This is a genomic window from Gelidimonas denitrificans (assembly GCF_055694065.1).
This window is the reverse complement of sequence record NZ_CM146350.1, coordinates 2099141-2117434: the sequence shown is the minus strand read 5'-3', so window position 1 is coordinate 2117434 and position 18294 is coordinate 2099141. Positions and strand designations below refer to the sequence as shown.

Genomic DNA, 18294 nt, shown 5'->3' with positions numbered 1-18294 from the left:
CAGTCGTGATGGCGCAAACGATGGAGAGCCGTTGGGCTGGATTATTGCTGCTGGCTGCTGCCATGCTGGTGGGCGGATGCGCGCAATTGCCGCGAACGCCGCTGGTGCAACAGCCAATGACGGCACGCGCCGCCTCTGTGGCGGATGCGGTAGCGCCGCAAGCCGGTGCAATCTACCAACCCGGCTTTAGTGCGCAGGCACTGTTCGAAGATCGGCGTCCGCGCAATGCCGGCGATATCCTGACCATCGTGGTCAGCGAAAATGTCAACGCCAGCAAGAATTCGGCTGCCAATGCCAGCCGTAACGGCAGCGCCGACACCACGCTGGGCGTGATCCCTAAAGTCTTTGGCGGTTTGTTCGGTGGTTTGGATGCGGCTGTCAGTGGCAGCAATGCCATGAGCGCCAAGGGCGGTGCCAATGCTGCCAATACCTTCAACGGCGTGATTACCGTGACGGTAATCGAAGTGCTGGGCAATGGGAACCTGGTGGTCAGCGGCGAAAAACAAATGATGATTAATCAGGGTACCGAATTTATCCGCTTTTCCGGTGTGGTCAATCCGCGTACGGTCAGCGGCAACAATACCGTGTCTTCGAACCAAGTGGCGGATGCGCGGATTGAATACAGCGCTAAGGGCTATATCGATGAAGCACAGACGATGGGCTGGTTGCAACGTTTCTTCCTCAATGTCTTGCCGTTATGATCATATAATTTATGCGTATTCAATGTCTGTATTGTGATCTGAAAATGCGTCGCGTCCTGAAATCCGGTTTGCTATTGGCCGTCATGCTCGCCGCTATTGCCACCATTCCGGCCCACGCGGAACGCCTAAAGGAGTTGGCAAGCATTCGGGGCGTACGTGATAATCCCTTACTCGGCTACGGTCTGATGGTGGGTCTCGATGGCAGCGGCGACCAGACCATGCAGACGCCGTTTACCACGCAAAGCCTGAACAACATGTTGTCGCAACTCGGAATCTCGGTTGCGCCCGGCACCAATATGCAGCTGAAGAATGTGGCTGCGGTGATGGTGACCGCGACCTTGCCGCCTTTTGCGCGACCCGGTCAGAATATCGACGTTACCGTTTCTTCGCTGGGCAATGCCAAGAGTCTGCGCGGCGGCACCTTGTTGATGACGCCAATGAAGGGTGCCGATGGCATGGTATATGCGATTGCACAGGGCAATATGGTGGTTGGCGGCGCCGGTGCCTCGGCCAATGGCAGCAAGGTGCAGATCAATCAGCTGAGTTCCGGTCGGATTCCGGCTGGGGCAATTGTCGAGCGCGCGGTGGCGTCGCCTATCGGCGGTGGCGGCATCTTCACGCTGGAATTGAAAGTATCCGATTTCGGTACCGCGCAAAAAACGGTAGATGCGATCAATCGCAACTTCGGCCCTGGTACCGCCACGGCACTCGACGCTCGCGTGATACAGGTTGTTGCGCCGGCCCAGCCGGAAGCCCACGTCGGTTTCCTGGCACGCATCGAGAATATCGACGTGACGCCGACACAGGCGCTAGCCAAAGTCGTCATCAACGCCCGTACCGGCTCGGTGGTAATGAATCAGGCGGTCAGGATTGAAAATTGCGCGGTGGCGCACGGCAATTTGACCCTGGTGATCAATACCCAACCCGTCATCAGCCAGCCCAACCCACTTTCAGGCGGTCGTACCGTAGCTACGCAAACCTCCCAGATCGAATTGAACCAGGCCGGGAGCGCGTTGCAAGTGGTGCGCGGTGGTGCTTCGCTGGCTGATGTGGTCAAGGGATTGAATACGCTGGGTGCCAATCCGCAGGATCTGCTGTCGATTCTGCAGGCGATGAAAGCCGCCGGCGCATTGCGTGCCGAACTTGAAATCATTTAAGAGAGTCCATGAGTCTGACCGCTCCCACCAGTTCCACCGTTCCTGACAGCGCCAGCAGCCGTAGCGGCGCGCTCGATCAACGTTTCGCCCTTGATGTGCAGGGCGTCGATGCGTTGCGGCGCATTACCCGCACTTCGCCGCAAGAAGGCTTGAAGCAGGTGTCGCGCCAGTTTGAAGCGATGTTCATGCAAATGGTCCTGAAAAGCATGCGCGAGGCTACGCCTAGCGACGGCATGTTGGATAGCCAGCAGAGCAAGTTGTATACCTCGATGCTGGATCAGCAACTGGCGCAGAGTCTATCCGGTCGCGGCCTCGGTCTGGCCGAAGCGATGCAGGCCCAGCTTGGCCGCAGCATCAGCCCCGCACCGGCCCAAGCCCAGGATGCAGCGCCCGCTGCCGGCAAGCTGCAAACGCCGTCGCTAAACCTGTATCCACAGCCACTGCAGCCAAGCCCCGTCAGTGTTCCTGATCTGTCGTTATACGAAGCCGCAGCCGAACGTCCTGCGCGCAACGCTACCCCGCAGGGGCATGTCGAGCAATTTGTATCGCGCATGGCGGCACCGGCGCAAGCCGCGAGCCAGGCTAGCGGTGTGCCTACCCAATTGATCCTGGCGCAGGCAGCGCTGGAATCGGGCTGGGGGCGGCGCGAGATTCGCGGTGACGACGGCCGCCAGAGCCACAATCTGTTCGGCATCAAGGCCGACAAGAGCTGGAAAGGGCCGGTAGTCGAAACTACTACCACCGAATACGTCGACGGTGTTGCGCAACGCACCAGGGCCGCTTTCCGTGCCTATGGCTCATATCAGGAAGCGTTTACCGATTACGCCCGCTTCCTGACGGGCAATCCGCGCTATGCACAGGTGCTGGCCACTCACGATCCAGCCGAAGCCGCGTATGGACTGCAGCGCGCAGGTTACGCTACCGATCCGCAGTATGGCGGCAAACTGGTGCGCATCATGAAGCAAATTACTTAGACCCGCTGCTCGCCATGCAAACGAATTCATTGTAAATACAGAATAGATTGGGCATTTGCGCTTCAACATTTAATGCGGGTGCCGTTATATAGAAGATGGCAGCCCAAGGTGGTACCGAGGCAAATTTAATTGATTGTTTTATTACAGGACAAGGTTTATGTCGAACAGCATGTTTTATACCGGCCTCAGCGGCTTGAATGCCGCGCAGGCCGCGCTGGTGACTACAGGACACAACACGGCAAACGTGAATACCGTTGGTTATAGCCGGCAGACCGTGCAGACGGCGTCAAGCAGCGGTCTTTATGCCCCGGGTGTCGGCTTTTTTGGTAGCGGTGTGAAGACGACAGACATCACCCGCAGTTATGATCAATTCCTGACAACGCAACTGAATCAGGCGCAATCAACCAATCAGTCGCTGACAACGCAATACACGCAAATCACCCAGATCGACAACCTGCTGGCCGATCAGACCGCAGGTTTGGCGCCGCTAATGCAGGCGTTGTTTGCCGGTGTGCAAGCCGTGGCAAATACCCCTGCCGACCCGGCTGCACGGCAGCAATTGATCAGTTCGGGGCAGGCTATGGCCAATCAATTCAGAGCGATGAGTCAATATTTGACCGGCCTGAACTCGAATGTCAACGATCAGATTTCCGGCAACGTCGATCAGATCAACACTTACTCCACACAAATTGCCAATTTGAACAAGCAGATTGGGCTGGTCAGCAATGCGACCGGCAGCCAGGCCCCGAACGATTTGCTCGACCAACGCGATCAACTGATCAGCGGCCTAAGTAAATTGGTTGGCGTCAAAGTCGTGGTGCAGGATGGCGGTCAATACAACGTCTTTATCGGCAACGGGCAAACCCTGGTATTGGGCGACAAGGCAACCACATTGAAAGCGGTCAGTTCTGCCGCCGATCCAAGTCAGACCGCGGTTGCCATAGTGAGCGCAAACGGCGTTGCCGTGGAACTGCAGGATAGCGTGCTGGCCGGCGGGGCGCTGGGCGGCTTGCTGCAATTTCGCAACGAGACCTTGAACAATGCGCAAAATTCGCTGGGCCGGATCGCGATTGCATTGTCCGATACTTTCAATGCACAGCAAAATCTGGGTGTCGATCTGAATGGCGTGCTCGGGCAGGATTTCTTTTCGCAAGCCAGCCCTGAGATTACTTCGAATGGCAGGAACACTGGTAATTTGGCGCTGGCGCCGACGTTTGCCGATAGCGGTAAGTTAACTGCCAGCGACTACAGACTGAATGTGAAGGCTGATCTCAGTTATTCGCTGATACGACTGTCCGATAACCAGAATATTGATCTTCCTGCCGACTTCCTTGCTGTTATGCCCCCCGCGCTCACCACGTCTCCCACTGCCACTTTTGACGGAGTGACACTGACGTTCGACAGCGGCACCGCGCAGGCTGGCGACTCATTCCTGATTCAGCCGACCCGCACCGGCGCGCGCGATTTCGATGTGGTGTTGACCGATCCGGCCAAAGTGGCGGCGGCTGCGCCGATAGTCACCGGCAACACGGCCGGGAACCAAGGCAGCGGTGCGATCAGCGCCGGCACGGTGAAAGCCCCTTTCGTACAGCTGACAACTGGCGTGACGCTTACGTATAACAAAGTTGCCAATACCTTATCCGGTTTTCCGGCTGCATCCCCTGTTACTGTGACGCTGGCCAATGGCACTGCGACCGCCTATGGTCTGGCAGTCGATGGAACGTATTACACGCCCCCGGTTGCGACGGCTCCGGCCACCGGGACGTCTAGCGGCGTACCCTACACATCGGGTGCATCGATCAGCTTCGACGGCATCACGGTCAGCGTCAGCGGTGCGCCGTCGAATGGCGACAAGTTCACCATTGAAAAAAATACCGGCGGCGTGTCTGATGGCAGCAATATATTGCTGCTGGGTGCGTTGCAAAATACGAAAACCATCGGGGGCGGTGCCTCCAGCTTCAATGATGCGTACGCGCAACTGGTCAGCACTATCGGTAACAAGTCCCAGCAGATTCAGATATCGAATACCGCGCAGACCAGTCTGACGGCGCAGATACGCTCGGCCCAGCAGTCGGTGTCAGGCGTCAATCAGGATGAGGAAACTGCCAACCTGTTGATGTTCCAGCAAATGTATCAAGCCAATGCCAAGGTAATCCAGACCGCGTCGACCATGTTCGACGCTGTGTTAGGCATTAGATAAGTCACTTAACGTATCGCTCAGGAGATCATGATGCGTATTAGTACCCAATCGTTTTACGACCAAAGTCAGACTGCAATGAATTTGCAGCAGAGCAACCTGCTGCGCGTGCAGCAGCAGATCGGCTCAATGACCAAGATTCTGGCGCCGTCGGACGATCCGATCGGCGCCACCCGCGCGCTCGGCGTTTCGCAATCGATTGCGCTCAATGCCCAGTATGCTGCCAGCCGTACTCAGGCGACGCATACGCTGTCGCTGGAAGAAAACGCGCTGCAAAGCGTCACAACCATTTTGCAAGACATCAAGGGCTTGGTGGTGCAGGCCGGTGGCACTCTGACGGATGCCGATCGGGGAACCATAGCGACCACGCTGCAAAGCCGCTTCGATCAGTTGCAGGGTTTGGCCAACACCGATGACGGTAACGGACAGTTTTTGTTTGCCGGCTTCAAGAGCGGCAGCGCGCCATTCGTCAAGCAGGCAGATGGCAGTATTCAGTACACTGGCGACCAGGGGCAGCGTCTGATGCAGGTGGATGTCTCACGGCAGATGGCCGCCACCGACGATGGCCGCAGCATTTTTCAGACGGTGCAGGGCGGGGCGGGTTACGTTAATGCATCCGGCATTGCCAATACCGGGAGTGGCGTGTTCAGTGCCAACTCGGTGCTCGATCCGACCGACCCGGATTATGGCAAGGACTTCATTATTAGTTTTCCTGCTACCACTCCAGGCAAGTATCAGGTGGACAGCGTGCCGGCAGGAATGACAGCAGTGACTGGTACCTATACCGCAGGTGATCCAATTAAATTTGGCGGTGTGCAAATCAGCATCAGCGGTGCTCCGGCTATTGGCGATACCTTCTCTGTATCGACCGCAGAAAATGCCGGCACAAATATGTTTGCCGCGATTGGCGACGTTATTGCTGCACTCAAAAAGCCGCTTGACACCGGCACCAGTGCCGACCGTGCGCAATTGCTCAACGCGCTCAGCACTGCCAACAAGAAAATCACCAACGCGCACGACAATGTGGTGACGGTACGCTCGTCGATTGGCTCGCGCCTGTTGGAACTCGATAGCCTCAACGTCACAGGCGACAGTCGTACTCTGTTCGACAAGAGCCACCTGTCGGACTTGCAGGACCTGGACTACGCGACCGCGATCTCCGAGTTTTATCAGCGCCAGACCGCATTGCAGGCAACCCAGCAAGTCTTCGTGAAAATCCAGAAAATTTCCCTGCTTAATTATATATAAAGGGGCAAATAAGCCTGAAATGAAAAAAGCACAGTCCACTGTGCTTTTTTCATTTCAAGACCATTTTTCGATATTGGCGAAGATGCGTAGCGTATAAATATACAATCATGAGTATATTTTAATAGCGCAATTTAACATTGCGGAAAACATGGTATTTATCCATATACCCCACTACTTCTGATTAGTCAGGGTTATATTCCTCGATGAATTCCCGTATGTGGGCAAGCATCTGACATCTGTTAATTACGGACGCAGCGCCTGTGTAACCTGCAGCATGGTTGTCAGTCCGGCCGCGAACTGCTGTTCCAGAAACGGTGCCAGATGCGGCATCTGCAGCCGCAGCATGGCAATACCCACCAATAGCGTCAGCGGAAAGCCGATGGAAAAAATGCTGAGTTGGGGCGAGGCCCGATTCAGGATGCCCATCGCCAGATTTATCGTCAGCAATGTGGTCACCAGCGGCAGGGCCAGCATCAGTCCTGCCGAGAAAATCTGCCCTGCTGCCAAAACCAACAGCATCCAGCCATTGGCCGCCAATGGGGCGTTAGCGATTGGCAGGATGTGGAAACTCTCGACCAGCGTGGCAATCACCACCAGATGCATGTCGAATGCCAGAAAGATCAGCATCGCCAGCATGTTTAGCAGGCGCGCCAGCACCATGGTCTGGCCGCCGCTGGTAGGGTCGAAGAAGGCGGCGAACGACAATCCCATCTGCAGACCCACATATTCGCCGGCGGCCTGGACCGCGGTAAATACCAGGCGCATCGAAAATCCCATTGCAACGCCGATCAGCACTTGCTGCATAATTATCCACAGACCCGCAAGCGAGACTACCGGCACTGTCGGCAGCGGGGCGAGAGTAGGGCTTATGGCAATCGCCAGCGCCGCCGCCAGTCCTACCTTAACGTGACGTGGCACCCGCGATTCGCCAAAGATCGGGGCGGTGCTGATGAGGGCCAGCATGCGCACGAACGGCCACAGAAACATCACCATCCAGGCGCTGAGCTGGTCCGACGTGACCGACAACAGCGGGGACATTAGCCGACCAGTTGCGGAATGCTGGAAAACAGTTGCCGCATGTAGTCGAGAATTAAGTTCAGCATCCAAGGGCCGGCGACCACCAGCGTGGCGAACACCGCCAGTAGCTTGGGAATGAACGACAGCGTCATTTCATTGATCTGGGTAGCGGCCTGAAACAGGCTGATGATCAAGCCTGCGATGAGCGCCACCAGCAGCAGCGGCGCGGCCAGCATCAGCGAAACCTTCATTGCCTGGTAGCCCATTGCCATTACTGATTCGGGAGTCATGGTGTTATTTCATTTCTAAATAAACCTGCGCCTTGCGTATCATGATCGTCTGTGGCCACATTGGTGCGCATGGCGCACTCTACATTTTTCCCGTTTTGCGTAAATCTGATCATAATCAATTTTGCGTGCTTACTTAAGTAAAAAAACTCTGCGACAGCGCGCCGACCAGTAGTTGCCAGCCGTCGACCAGCACGAACAGCATCAACTTAAAGGGAAGTGAAATAGTCGCAGGCGGCACCATCATCATACCCATCGACATCAGTACGCTGGCCACCACCAGGTCAACGATCAAAAACGGAATGAAAATCGTGAAGCCAATCTGGAACGCGGTTTTTAGTTCGCTGATAATAAACGACGGTACCAGAATCCGCAGCGACACATCTTCCGGGCCTTGCATCTGCGGCGTATTGGCCAGGCGTGCAAACAATGCCAGATCGGCTTCGCGGGTTTGTTTCAGCATGAATTCTTTTAGGGGTGCAACACCGCGTTCGAGTGCCTGTTCGGCACTGATTTTGTTACTTGAAAATGGTTGGTAAGCATCGCTATATATTTTGTCGAACACCGGCGACATAATGAAAAAAGTCAGGAATAGTGCCAGGCCGACCAGAATCTGGTTCGGTGGCGAGGATTGGGTGCCGATTGCCGAGCGCAGCAGCCCCAGCACGATCAGAATGCGGGTAAAGCTGGTCATCGTCAGCAGCAATGCCGGCAGGAACGACAGCGATGTCATTAGCAGCAGCGTCTGGACGCTGAGCGACCAAGTCTGGCTGCCGCCTGGCCCCGGTGTGCTGATAATGCCGGGCAAACCTTGGGCCGACGCCAGCAGCGGCAATGCCGCCAATAGCAGTGTAACGAGGTGCGGCAGAGTGCGGCAGCCTGGAAAGGCGGGGAACCTGCGCATCAGTCTGAACGTCGCAATTTGGTGATGGATTCACGTAGTTTGTGCGAAAAGGCGTTAGCACCGGTGGTCGTTACCGCATCTGCCGGCAAGTCTTCGGCTGGCATCGTATGCAGGGAGCGAATCTGGCCCGGCGTGACACCCAGCACCAGCCATGAAGCACCGATTTGTACCACCACGACGCGTTCGCGCTGGCCGACCATGGTGCTGGCAACCACCTTTACCAGACGGCTGCCGGCATGTTGCTGCAGGCCGAAACGGCGTGCCGCCCAGGCGCACAGGAAAATAAGCGCCAGTACTGCAGCCAGACCCAGGCCGGCCTGCAATAGCGCGGCTGCGCCCAGTGACGGCATGGGCTCGGCTGCAGCCGGCGGCACGGTTGGCACGACAGCGTTGGCAGGCAGCGCTATTAATGTTGTTAGCAGTCCGGACAACCCGAACAGGTAGCGCAAGTTCATCGATTTAGTTTATGAATGCGTTCGGACGGCGTGATAATGTCGGTCAGGCGGATGCCGAATTTTTCGTTCACCACCACCACTTCGCCTTGGGCAATCAGGTAGCCGTTGATCAGTACATCCATCGGTTCACCCGCCAAACCGTCCAGTTCAACTACCGAACCCTGAGATAGCTGCAGCAGGTTCTTGATGGTGATCCTGGTGCGCCCTAGTTCTGCGGTCAACTGTACCGGCACATCCAGAATCAAATCGATATCGGCTTTGGCTATTCCGGCGTTATTATTTAAATTTAGCGGCTGAAACACATTGGCTTTGGTGACATTCTGAGGAGCCTCAAAGCTGCTGGGCGCTGGCTGGGAAGCAGCTGTCTGTTCGGCGAGCGCGCTAGCCCAGTCATCCATATCGCCGCCTTGGTCCTGCTTGATATCGTCAATCATTGTCGCTTCCCTTGCTTAAATCGCCGTCCTGGTGATTGATCATTTTTTGTACTCGCAATGCATATCGGCTGTTGGAGGTGCCGTATCCACATTCCATCACCGGTACACCATCGATTTTGGCGGTAATCGTTTCTGGCATCTCGATTGGCAGCACGTCGCCGACTTTCAGTTTCAGTAATTGGCCGATAGTCGATGGCACCGTCAGAAACTCGGCTTTTAGCTCGACATCGGCACATTGCACCTGTTGCGACAACTGATTAACCCAGCGTTTGTCGACTTCGATCTCGTCCTGTATTGGATTCGACAGCAAGTCGCGAATCGGTTCGATCATCGAATAGGGAATACAGATATGCAGCGCGCCGCCGACTGGGCCGAATTCAATATGGAAAGTCGTATTTACCACCACTTCGTTGAGCGCCACGATATTAGCCAGTTTGGCATGCATCTCGGCGCGGACATATTCGAATTCGAGCGGATACAATGGTTGCCAGGCACTTCCATAGCTTTCCAGCGCCAGATTCAGCAGACGCTTGATGATGCGTTGTTCGGTCAGAGTAAAGTCGCGGCCTTCGACGCGCATGTGAAAGCGGCCATCGCCGCCGAACATATTGTCGACCACTAAAAATACCAGATTCGGATCGAACACGAATAGTGCGGTGCCGCGCAACGGCTTCATGCGAAGCAGGTTGATATTGGCCGGTACCGGCAGATGGCGAATGAAGTCGCCATACTTCTGAATCGTGAGTGCCCCTACCGAAATATCGGCACTGCGTCGCATGAAATTAAGGAGCGTGCCGCGCAAGTGCCGGGCGAAGCGCTCGTTGATGATTTCCAGCGTATGCATGCGGTTACGCACGACACGTTCCTGGGTACCAAGATTATAGGTTTGCAAGCCTTCCGGAGGGGGCGGCGGCGGGGCTTCGTCGATAGTGTCGCCGGAGACGCCTCTCAGCAGTGCATCTACCTCGGCTTGAGACAGCTGCTGTTCATAAGCCATTGATGGATCTCATTCTGGAGTCTGGAATGGATTTACTGCAGCACGAAGGCGGTAAATACCACATCGGTAATTTGTTGTGGTGCCGGACCGGGAGAAAACGGTTTGTTCAATACTCTCAAAATCTCATCAGACAACTGGTTTTTATCTTCCTGGGTGCTTAGCGAGTCTGGTTTGCGGTTTGATAACAGCTTCAGAACGCGGCTGCGTACTTCCGGTAAATATTGGGTGACCTTCTCTTGGGATTTGGCGTCGCGAACCTTCAGCGTCACACCGATATGCAAGAAACGAGGGCGTCCCTCCGACTGTAAATTCACCGTAAATGCTTCCAGTGCAATAAAGATCGGGGTTTCGAGCACGGGTGCGGCGGCAGCCTGTGGCCCCCTGTTGCTCTTGCTCAGGTAATAGCCGGCACCGGCTACGGCCGCAATCGCTACTATTGCTCCTAGCATAATGCCGAACATACGCTTTTTAGGCACATTTATTTTAGGGGCGGTAGTCGTAGTTGTAGCCATGGCTTTCCTGCATAGAATTCAAGCGCTCATTTTCTCTAAAAATGCGCCGAACCATCTGTTGATAAAAAGGGGTAAACCGGCTCAGCTCCGGCATTTGCTGCACCTGCGTTACGCCACGCCGCAGCGATTCATACGGCGCATTACGCTGCCAGTACGTAACTATTCAGTTTGCTGTGGAGTGCGACCACCCTCTCCCGCAAGCGGGATCGGATGTGATTTATAGGGGGCTGAATGAGTAATGTCTTTTGTCGATCATGTTCTTCAGGCGAAAATATCGACGCTGTTGCTGTTGCCAGAGACGGTCGCCGCAGCATCAGGCATGCTGAGGTGGGCTCCCTGGATGGGCATGCTCACGCTGTCGGTACGATATTTGGGTTGACTGGACCGGTTGTCCTGACCCTGTGCAAACGCATTTTGTTGTTGGGTATCTGCGCTTACCGAGGTATTGCCCAGGCTGATGCCGTTATCAGCCAGATTGCTCCGTAATTGCGGCAATGCAGCTTCGACCGCCGCCCGCACCGACGGATGTACCGATACAAACAGCGCTTCGGCCTGATGATTGTTGATGGTCAGCGTGATCTTCAGCGGCCCCAGTCCAGCCGGGTTGAGCTGCAGTTCGGCTACCTGGTGGCTGGCATTGCCCATCCATACCACCTGTTTGCCAAGCGCATCAGCCCAATCGCTGCTGCCTACCGGTGGTGTCAGCGGCAGGCTGACCGGCGCTGCCGCCGCAGCAGCAGTCTGCTGGATTGCGCCGGCGGGCTGCTGCTGCAGTACGTTGGCAGGATTGTTGGGCGTTACCACACTCAGGTCGAGCTGGTCGGCAGATACAGAGTTTCCTTTGGTTGCCGCTGCTGCTTCGGCAATGCTTGCCGCCACTGGCGCTTCAATATGCCGCAGCTCCGGTTTTGCGCTGAATTTTTCATCCCGGCTGTCTGTTGCCGTATCGTCCTGTTTCGATTGCTGACCGGTTGCGCTGGCATCGGGCATCATGGCCGGATCTGCGATTTCCCCTGCAACGGCGGTACTAACGTTGGCAGCCGTATCTTTGGCCGGCAACGCCAGCTGCGGCGTACCCAAACCAGCAGAAGATTCAATCGCCTTGACATTGCTCAAGACTCCTGGCGCATCGCCATCCTGCTGCACGGGCGTAGCCAGCGCCAGCTGCGGCGTAGCTAAACCAACAAGGGTTTCTGCGGTAGCGCCGGCGTTGCCAATTGCCGGGGCATGTGCCAATACCCTTAGCGCATCGCCATCCTGCTGGCTAGGTATCGCCAGTGCAAGTTGCGTTATGCCCAAGCCGGTATCGGCCCCCACTGCAGCTGCCACTGTGCCGGTGGGGCCGGATGGTGCCGTGCTTGCCGGCACTGCGGCAAGTCGGGGCTCCAGTGCGATAAAGGCCAGCGCCAGTGCCGCCGCTGGATCTTCTGGTTCGTTCGCCTTGTCGCTGTCGCTCTGGCCGCGCGGATGGCGCTGTACAGCGGTTTTTTCAGGCGCTTTTTCGGCGCTGGTTTGCGAGCGCTTGAATACCGCACTAAAACTGTCCGAGTCATTCTGGTTTTGACTGCCGCTGCGTCCTGTTTGGCTGGTTGCCCGAGTTGTTGCGGCCTGTGGGGCAACGGGTGGCGAAAGGATTAAAGACATGGCATTCCTGAATAATTGTTAATGTTTAGGAAAAACGTATTTTACAGACAAAAGGTTGCCATTCAGCACGCTATGAATAGCCCACCCTCTCTCCCACAAGTGGGAGGGAGGCAAGCAGTTCTCACTTAGTCGGTGGAAGCAGTACTGCGCAACTGAAACTGGCGAGAGGTGTGTTCATCGCTGTCGCGTTGCTCGCGCCGGTTCAGTTTCACCAGTTCCTGCTGGCGCACCCGGTCAGCCAGCGTATCGAATGAATTCAGGCGGCGCTTCTGATCTTGCCAGTCGGTGCGCCCATGTACCAGCTTGACCTTGGCTTGCTCGTTCAATGCGCGTTGTTGCTCGATCGCGCCGTCCAGCGTGCCGATGAAATTCTGATAATTGCTCCAGCGCGACGATGCCACGCCCTCCCGCATCTGGGCCTGCAACTGTTCGCAATACTCTTGCCGGTACTGCAACAGCATATCCAGCTTTTCGGACGCACTGGTCAGCGCGCCTTGCAGCTGGCCCAAGCGCTGGGTCGCCTTGTCAGTCTTGTTTTGTGCCAGTTCGATCAGCATGGCCAGCGGGAGCGTATTTGACATGACGTACTTTCAGATCAATGGGCGATTAACCGGCACGAAACAATGCCTGCAATTGTGAAATGGAAGCCGCATAATCCGCCCGTTCATGCATTTCCTGTTGCAGGAAAGCTTCAATAGCAGGATACAGCGCAATCGCCTGATCGAGTTGCAAATCATGGCCGGCGGCGTAAGCGCCAACGCTGATCAGATCGCGGTTGCGCTGGTAGCGCGACAGCATCTGCTTGAGGCGCCGCACCGCATCGAACTGCGACGGTTCGATCAGCGCCGTCATGGCGCGGCTGATCGAGGCTTCAATGTCGATCGCCGGATAATGGCCCGATTCGGCCAGACTGCGCGACAGCACCACATGGCCGTCCAGGATAGCCCGCGCCGCGTCCGCAATCGGATCCTGCTGGTCGTCGCCTTCAGTCAGTACAGTATAAAACGCGGTAATCGAGCCGCCTTTGCCGTTGGCGTCGCGCGCGCCGTTACCGGCGCGCTCCACCAGCGCCGGCAGTTTTGCAAATACCGATGGCGGATAACCTTTGGTGGCAGGCGGTTCACCTACCGCCAGAGCGATTTCGCGCTGCGCCATTGCGTAGCGGGTCAGCGAATCCATGATCAGCAACACATCCTTGCCCTGATCGCGAAAATATTCGGCCAGGCAGGTTGCATAGGCCGCACCCTGCAAGCGCAGCAAGGGCGAAGTGTCGGCCGGCGCGGCCACTACAACTGCGCGCGCCATGCCTTCTGCCCCCAGCGTGTTGTCGATGAAATCCTTAACCTCGCGGCCGCGCTCGCCGATCAGGCCGACCACGATTACTTCCGCGCTGGTATAGCGCGCCATCATCCCGAGCAAAACACTCTTGCCCACGCCGGAGCCGGCAAACAATCCCATGCGCTGGCCGCGCCCGACCGTCAGCAACGCATTGATCGCACGCACGCCGACATCCAGTACGCTATCGATCGGCGCCCGCGTTAGCGGATTGATGGGCGCTGCGGCAAGCGGCACTTCGCGTGCGATATCGAGCGGGCCGCGCCCGTCAAGCGGCCGTCCGGCGGCATCTACCACGCGCCCCAGCATGCCTTCGCCGACCGGCAAACGCTTGGTGCCGGGTTCGGCAGCGCTGCCGTTGTTATTGAAGGTTTCCAGCGGATAGACGCGCGCCCCCGGCAATAATCCGGCTACTTCGCTTTGCGGCATCAGAAAAATGCGGTCGCCGGAAAAGCCGACCACCTCGGCCTCGGTAGTGCGCTGGCCGTAACCGGGCGGCAGTTCAATCAGGCAATCGCTGCCCACCGGCAGCCGCAACCCGACCGCCTCCAGCACCAGCCCCACCGCCCGCGTCAGTCGTCCGTAACTGCGAATCGGCACACTGCGCGCAACGCCGGCGCTGGCATTGCGCAGCGCGCCGTGCCAAGTCTGCAGATGCGGGTTGTCGGCAGGGCAGGGCTTGTTAGTCATGCGGCGCTTCGGCGGCGGCACTTGGGCGGCGTCCGAGCGCGGCGGCAACCCGCTCCCAGCGCGTTTCCAGCGTTGCATCCAGTGCGCCGCTGGCGGCATGCACGCGACAACCGCCGCGCGTGATCGTGAGATCGGTGCGTATGCGCCAGCCGGCCGCCTGCAAATCGTCGGCCAGATATTGCTGCACCAGCACCGCATCGTCGGCATGCAGCAAGAGCCGTGGCGTGCCGTTGAGCGCAGGCTCCGCATGCAGCAACTCGCGCACCAGCGCCAGAATCGGTTGCGGCTCGGTCGGCAGCGCCTGACGCACCACCTGGCGGGCGATATCGAGCGCCAGCGTCAGCAAATCGTCGGCGACTTCGCGCTCGGCGGCGCGCAGCGCAGCCGGCAGCGCCAGCATTAATGTTCGCAGCGCCTGCGCTTGCTCCTGTGCCAGCGTCAGTCCGGCCGCATACCCTTCGCAATGCCCTTGCTCAAAACCTTGCTGGCGGCCCTCGGCCATACCGGCCTGCCGGGCTTCCAGCCGCAGTCGGGCCAGCTCCGCCGCATCGATCAACAGTACCGGCTCCAGCGGTTTGAGCAGCGGCGCAGCGGCAGCGGCTGGCGCAATATCAGCTTGCGGCGGGTTGACGGAATTCATTTCCCAGCGCTGCCAGGCGCTCATCGGCTTCTTTTGCGCGGGAGAGGCGTTGGGATAAGGAGTCTTGCTAGACATACGCATCGTTGCCCTGGCCGCCGAGCACGATCTCGCCGCTATCGGCCAGTCGACGCACAACCTGCAGAATATTCTTCTGCTCGGTCTCGACCTGCGAAACCCGTACTGGGCCGCGCAGTTCGATATCCTCGCGCAGCATTTCGGCAGCGCGTTGCGACATGTTCTTGAGGAACTTGTCGCGCAATTCCTGCGGCGCACCCTTGAGTGCAATAATCAGCGATTCCGACTCGATTTCCTTGAGCAACAACTGGATGCCGCGGTCTTCGATCTCCAGCAGGTTTTCGAACAGGAACATTTCGTCGACGATCTTTTGCGCCAGAACATCGTCGTGTTCGCGCAAGTGCAAAATCACGCTTTCTTCCTGTGCGCTGCTCATCATATTGAGAATCTCGGCCGCAGCCCGGGTGCCGCCCAGGCGGCTGCGCTTGGCACCCTGGCGTGGCAGCATGCCGGTAAGCACGTCGGTCAACTCGGCCAGCGCGACCGGTTGCACGCCGCCGAAGGTCGCCACCCGCAAGATGACATCCTGGCGCAACCGTTCCTGGCACAGCGCGAGCACTTCGGCGGCCTTGTTGCGATCCAGATGCACCAGCAAAGTAGCGATGATTTGCGGATGTTCGTCGCGGATCAGTTCGGCCACTTCATTGGCTTCCAGCCGGTTCAACCGTTCCATGCCGCTGGTTGTCGCATTGTGCGAATCGAGTATTTCTTCGATCAGGTCGGCTGCGTGGTCGGAGCCAAGCGACTTGGTCAGCACCGAGCGGATAAAGTCGTTGGAACCCAGGCTGACGGCAGAGTGCTGTTCGGTATCGAGGCGAAATTCTTCCATCACATCGACGACCTGCGCGCGCGATACTTGCCCCAGCTTGGACATTGCCATGCCCATTCTCTCCACCTCGCTGTGCGACAGATGCTGGAATATCGCAGCGGCAGCGTTTTCGTCCAGCGACATCAGCAGGATCGCGCTTTTTACTAAACCGTCATCACTCATGCTCGGCCATCCAGTTCTTGATCACCATGGCTGCCAGATGCGGGTCTTTCTCGGCAGTTTCCTGTGCATGCTTTATATTTGCTTGATGGCGGTCGGTTTGCTGCTGCTTATCCGAGGTCTGCTGTGCCAGATTATTCGTATGCACATCCTCGACGCTGGCCGCAGGCTCAGGTACTTCTGGTTGCAAGTGCTTGCGCAACAGCGGTCGCGCCACCGCGAACCACAGATACAGCGCCAGTATGGTCAGCAACAGGTATTTGCCGGCAACCTTGGCCAGCTCGATATTCTCCGGCTGACGCCACCACGGCAGCGTCGGCCCGCTTTCGTCGGCAGCGGAGGCAAACTGGCTGTTGACCACGTTGAGCGAATCGCCGCGTTCGGCGTTGTAGCCCATCGCTTCCTTGACCAGGTTCTTGACTTGTTCCAGATCGGCCGGAGGCAATGCCTGCGACAGCAGCTTGCCGTCCTTGCCACGCAGTGCGCGGTAATTGACCACTACCGCCACCGACAGCCGCTTTACGCCGCCGCCGTCCTGCTGCATATGACGAATCGTGCGGTCCAGCTCATAGTTGGTGGTAGCGTCTTTGCGTATGTTGCTGGGGCCGCTGTTGGTCTGTCCATTCGCGGCTTGCTGCGCTTGGTTGGCTGGAGTGGTTGCAGTAGCTGCAGTAGCCGTAGCGGCCTTGGCCGTGATCGGCGCCACCGGATTGAGCGGCGGCTGGTTCGACAAGGCACCCGGCACGCCGCCCATCGGGGCAGAGCCTTGCTGGCTGGAATCGCTCGATTGCTGGCTGCGAATCGCCGCGCTGCCCGGCTCCTGATTCGGGCGGTATTTTTCGTCCGTGTGTTCCACCTTTGCAAAATCGACATCCGCAGTCACCTGGGCCCGCACATTGGCCGCGCCGACGATAGGCTGCAAAATCGCCTCGATGCGGCGGATCGTGTTCTGTTCGATTTCCTGCGTATATTTCAGCTGGCTGACATCCAGGCCGCGGCTGCCGGAGTTCGCCATCGACAGCAGATTGCCGTCCTGATCGATCACCGTGACACTCTTGGCGTTCAGTTCCGGCACGCTGCTGGAAATCAGATGCACCATCGCGCTGACCTGGCCTTCGTCAATCGAGCGCCCGTGATGCAGCGTCAATATCACCGACGCGCTCGGCTTCTGCTGGTCGCGCACGAACAGCGACGGTTTCGGCAGCGCCAGATGGACCCGCGCCGACTCGACTGCGGAAATCGTTTCGATTGAGCGCGCCAACTCGCCCTCCAGCGAACGCTGGTAATTCAACTGTTCGGCAAACTGGCTGGTGCCGAACTTCTGGTTATCCATCAATTCAAAGCCGACCGAGCCGCCTTTCGGCAAACCCTTCGCCGCCAGCAGCAGCCGTGCTTCAGGCACCTTGTCGGCCAATACCATGACCGCGCCGCCGTTTTCGGAAAATTTATACGGAATATTCATTTGCTGCAGCGACGCAATGATGGCGCCGCCGTCGCGGTCCGACAGATTGCTGTACAGCACTTTATAGTCCGGCGCGCTGCTCCACAGCCAGAAAGCAATCACTGCCGCTATCGCGAAAGCGGCACCGATCATCTTCGGCAGTTGGGGGTTGGCGCGCAATTGCGCCAGAAACGCAATCTTGTTTGGGGCGGCAGCGGCATTCATGCATGCACCCCGGTGGACGGCAGACGGCAATAGTTAGCGGCATTCACTGTGCGCTTGTGCTTTCATACGACATTCAGCAGTCTTCCTAATAATTGGATAAAAATATCGGCCCAGACGAAATCCGCCCAGCCAGTCTATGCCGACGTTAGCAATTGTCGGTGCAGCGCAGCATTTCCGATCAGTGGAATAGCCGGGTTTTTTGCCATCAATTGTTGATATTCGTCAACACGATAGCTGATAGCCTACAAGTTCGCGTAAATGGGAGCAGCTCAGGCGTCAGCCCGATCTACGAACTTCCTCCCCAGACGAGACGGGGTGCTCCTCTCCCGCAAGCGGAAGAGAGGGAATGGCACTCCAGCCGCCAGAACAGTTG

Annotated in this window: 18 protein-coding genes; 5 read left to right on the top strand and 13 right to left on the bottom strand. The window is 57.5% G+C overall.

From position 1 onward, the window contains the following. The first annotated feature begins 8 nt into the window (after positions 1 to 8). The 5 genes from FKCLFG_RS09875 to flgL all read left to right on the top strand — a co-directional run bounded on the left by FKCLFG_RS09875 (position 9) and on the right by flgL (position 6277). Entirely contained in the window at positions 9 to 701 is a 693-nt protein-coding gene (locus FKCLFG_RS09875) for a flagellar basal body L-ring protein FlgH (RefSeq protein ID WP_472612924.1), read from the top strand. Positions 702 to 745: 44 nt separating this feature from the next. Then, a complete protein-coding gene (locus tag FKCLFG_RS09870) occupies positions 746 to 1858 on the top strand; it encodes a flagellar basal body P-ring protein FlgI (RefSeq protein WP_472612923.1) in 1113 nt (370 codons plus the stop codon). Positions 1859 to 1866: 8 nt separating this feature from the next. Further along, entirely contained in the window at positions 1867 to 2832 is a 966-nt protein-coding gene (gene flgJ, locus FKCLFG_RS09865; protein WP_472612922.1) for a flagellar assembly peptidoglycan hydrolase FlgJ, read from the top strand. Positions 2833 to 2989: 157 nt separating this feature from the next. Next, positions 2990 to 5032, top strand: a complete 2043-nt coding sequence (gene flgK, locus FKCLFG_RS09860; protein WP_472612921.1) for a flagellar hook-associated protein FlgK — start codon at positions 2990 to 2992, stop codon at positions 5030 to 5032. 30 nt (positions 5033 to 5062) lie between these two features. Next, complete coding sequence (gene flgL / locus FKCLFG_RS09855) at positions 5063 to 6277, top strand: flagellar hook-associated protein FlgL (protein WP_472612920.1); 1215 nt, start codon at positions 5063 to 5065, stop codon at positions 6275 to 6277. A 243-nt stretch (positions 6278 to 6520) separates the two neighbouring features. Here flgL and fliR read toward each other — a convergent pair whose 3' ends face one another. The 13 genes from fliR to fliF form a co-directional block, all read right to left on the bottom strand. Continuing rightward, positions 6521 to 7306 (bottom strand): flagellar biosynthetic protein FliR, encoded by a 786-nt coding sequence (fliR, locus tag FKCLFG_RS09850; RefSeq protein ID WP_472615835.1) that lies wholly within the window; start codon positions 7304 to 7306, stop codon positions 6521 to 6523. 8 nt (positions 7307 to 7314) lie between these two features. After that, positions 7315 to 7584 (bottom strand): flagellar biosynthesis protein FliQ, encoded by a 270-nt coding sequence (gene fliQ, locus FKCLFG_RS09845; RefSeq protein ID WP_472612919.1) that lies wholly within the window; start codon positions 7582 to 7584, stop codon positions 7315 to 7317. Positions 7585 to 7717: 133 nt separating this feature from the next. Continuing rightward, a complete protein-coding gene (gene fliP / locus FKCLFG_RS09840) occupies positions 7718 to 8485 on the bottom strand; it encodes a flagellar type III secretion system pore protein FliP (RefSeq protein ID WP_472612918.1) in 768 nt (255 codons plus the stop codon). Further along, positions 8485 to 8940 carry a flagellar biosynthetic protein FliO gene (gene fliO / locus FKCLFG_RS09835; RefSeq protein ID WP_472612917.1) on the bottom strand — a complete coding sequence of 152 codons (456 nt, stop codon included), beginning with the start codon at positions 8938 to 8940 and terminating at the stop codon, positions 8485 to 8487. The genes fliP and fliO overlap by 1 nt, the downstream gene beginning before the upstream one ends. After that, positions 8937 to 9374, bottom strand: a complete 438-nt coding sequence (gene fliN, locus FKCLFG_RS09830) for a flagellar motor switch protein FliN (RefSeq protein ID WP_472612916.1) — start codon at positions 9372 to 9374, stop codon at positions 8937 to 8939. Before fliN ends, fliO begins: the two co-directional genes overlap by 4 nt. Beyond that, complete coding sequence (gene fliM / locus FKCLFG_RS09825; RefSeq protein WP_472612915.1) at positions 9367 to 10371, bottom strand: flagellar motor switch protein FliM; 1005 nt, start codon at positions 10369 to 10371, stop codon at positions 9367 to 9369. Before fliM ends, fliN begins: the two co-directional genes overlap by 8 nt. A 32-nt stretch (positions 10372 to 10403) precedes the next feature. Further along, positions 10404 to 10883, bottom strand: a complete 480-nt coding sequence (fliL, locus tag FKCLFG_RS09820; RefSeq protein ID WP_472612914.1) for a flagellar basal body-associated protein FliL — start codon at positions 10881 to 10883, stop codon at positions 10404 to 10406. 261 nt (positions 10884 to 11144) lie between these two features. Further along, a complete protein-coding gene (locus FKCLFG_RS09815) occupies positions 11145 to 12527 on the bottom strand; it encodes a flagellar hook-length control protein FliK (RefSeq protein ID WP_472612913.1) in 1383 nt (460 codons plus the stop codon). Positions 12528 to 12652: 125 nt separating this feature from the next. Beyond that, entirely contained in the window at positions 12653 to 13108 is a 456-nt protein-coding gene (gene fliJ, locus FKCLFG_RS09810) for a flagellar export protein FliJ (RefSeq protein ID WP_472612912.1), read from the bottom strand. 25 nt (positions 13109 to 13133) lie between these two features. Then, on the bottom strand, positions 13134 to 14552 hold the full coding sequence (gene fliI, locus FKCLFG_RS09805) for a flagellar protein export ATPase FliI (RefSeq protein ID WP_472615834.1): 1419 nt from the start codon (positions 14550 to 14552) through the stop codon (positions 13134 to 13136). Continuing rightward, on the bottom strand, positions 14545 to 15267 hold the full coding sequence (gene fliH / locus FKCLFG_RS09800) for a flagellar assembly protein FliH (RefSeq protein WP_472612911.1): 723 nt from the start codon (positions 15265 to 15267) through the stop codon (positions 14545 to 14547). Before fliH ends, fliI begins: the two co-directional genes overlap by 8 nt. After that, complete coding sequence (gene fliG, locus FKCLFG_RS09795; RefSeq protein ID WP_472612910.1) at positions 15260 to 16258, bottom strand: flagellar motor switch protein FliG; 999 nt, start codon at positions 16256 to 16258, stop codon at positions 15260 to 15262. Before fliG ends, fliH begins: the two co-directional genes overlap by 8 nt. Next, the gene (fliF, locus tag FKCLFG_RS09790) at positions 16251 to 17921 is read right to left on the bottom strand and encodes a flagellar basal-body MS-ring/collar protein FliF (RefSeq protein ID WP_472612909.1); all 1671 of its coding nucleotides are present in this window, start codon (positions 17919 to 17921) and stop codon (positions 16251 to 16253) included. The genes fliG and fliF overlap by 8 nt, the downstream gene beginning before the upstream one ends. Positions 17922 to 18294 lie beyond the last annotated feature (373 nt).

What these genes read in the sequence shown, in the direction of transcription:
- FKCLFG_RS09875 (WP_472612924.1), top strand. Translation starts at nt 9, where the DNA reads ATGGCGCAAACGATGGAGAGCCGTTGGGCTGGATTATTGCTGCTGGCT.
- FKCLFG_RS09870 (WP_472612923.1), top strand. Translation starts at nt 746, where the DNA reads ATGCGTCGCGTCCTGAAATCCGGTTTGCTATTGGCCGTCATGCTCGCC.
- flgJ (WP_472612922.1), top strand. Translation starts at nt 1,867, where the DNA reads ATGAGTCTGACCGCTCCCACCAGTTCCACCGTTCCTGACAGCGCCAGC.
- flgK (WP_472612921.1), top strand. Translation starts at nt 2,990, where the DNA reads ATGTCGAACAGCATGTTTTATACCGGCCTCAGCGGCTTGAATGCCGCG.
- flgL (WP_472612920.1), top strand. Translation starts at nt 5,063, where the DNA reads ATGCGTATTAGTACCCAATCGTTTTACGACCAAAGTCAGACTGCAATG.
- fliQ (WP_472612919.1), bottom strand. Translation starts at nt 7,584, where the DNA reads ATGACTCCCGAATCAGTAATGGCAATGGGCTACCAGGCAATGAAGGTT.
- fliP (WP_472612918.1), bottom strand. Translation starts at nt 8,485, where the DNA reads ATGCGCAGGTTCCCCGCCTTTCCAGGCTGCCGCACTCTGCCGCACCTC.
- fliO (WP_472612917.1), bottom strand. Translation starts at nt 8,940, where the DNA reads ATGAACTTGCGCTACCTGTTCGGGTTGTCCGGACTGCTAACAACATTA.
- fliN (WP_472612916.1), bottom strand. Translation starts at nt 9,374, where the DNA reads ATGATTGACGATATCAAGCAGGACCAAGGCGGCGATATGGATGACTGG.
- fliM (WP_472612915.1), bottom strand. Translation starts at nt 10,371, where the DNA reads ATGGCTTATGAACAGCAGCTGTCTCAAGCCGAGGTAGATGCACTGCTG.
- fliL (WP_472612914.1), bottom strand. Translation starts at nt 10,883, where the DNA reads ATGGCTACAACTACGACTACCGCCCCTAAAATAAATGTGCCTAAAAAG.
- FKCLFG_RS09815 (WP_472612913.1), bottom strand. Translation starts at nt 12,527, where the DNA reads ATGTCTTTAATCCTTTCGCCACCCGTTGCCCCACAGGCCGCAACAACT.
- fliJ (WP_472612912.1), bottom strand. Translation starts at nt 13,108, where the DNA reads ATGTCAAATACGCTCCCGCTGGCCATGCTGATCGAACTGGCACAAAAC.
- fliI (WP_472615834.1), bottom strand. Translation starts at nt 14,552, where the DNA reads ATGACTAACAAGCCCTGCCCTGCCGACAACCCGCATCTGCAGACTTGG.
- fliH (WP_472612911.1), bottom strand. Translation starts at nt 15,267, where the DNA reads ATGTCTAGCAAGACTCCTTATCCCAACGCCTCTCCCGCGCAAAAGAAG.
- fliG (WP_472612910.1), bottom strand. Translation starts at nt 16,258, where the DNA reads ATGAGTGATGACGGTTTAGTAAAAAGCGCGATCCTGCTGATGTCGCTG.
- fliF (WP_472612909.1), bottom strand. Translation starts at nt 17,921, where the DNA reads ATGAATGCCGCTGCCGCCCCAAACAAGATTGCGTTTCTGGCGCAATTG.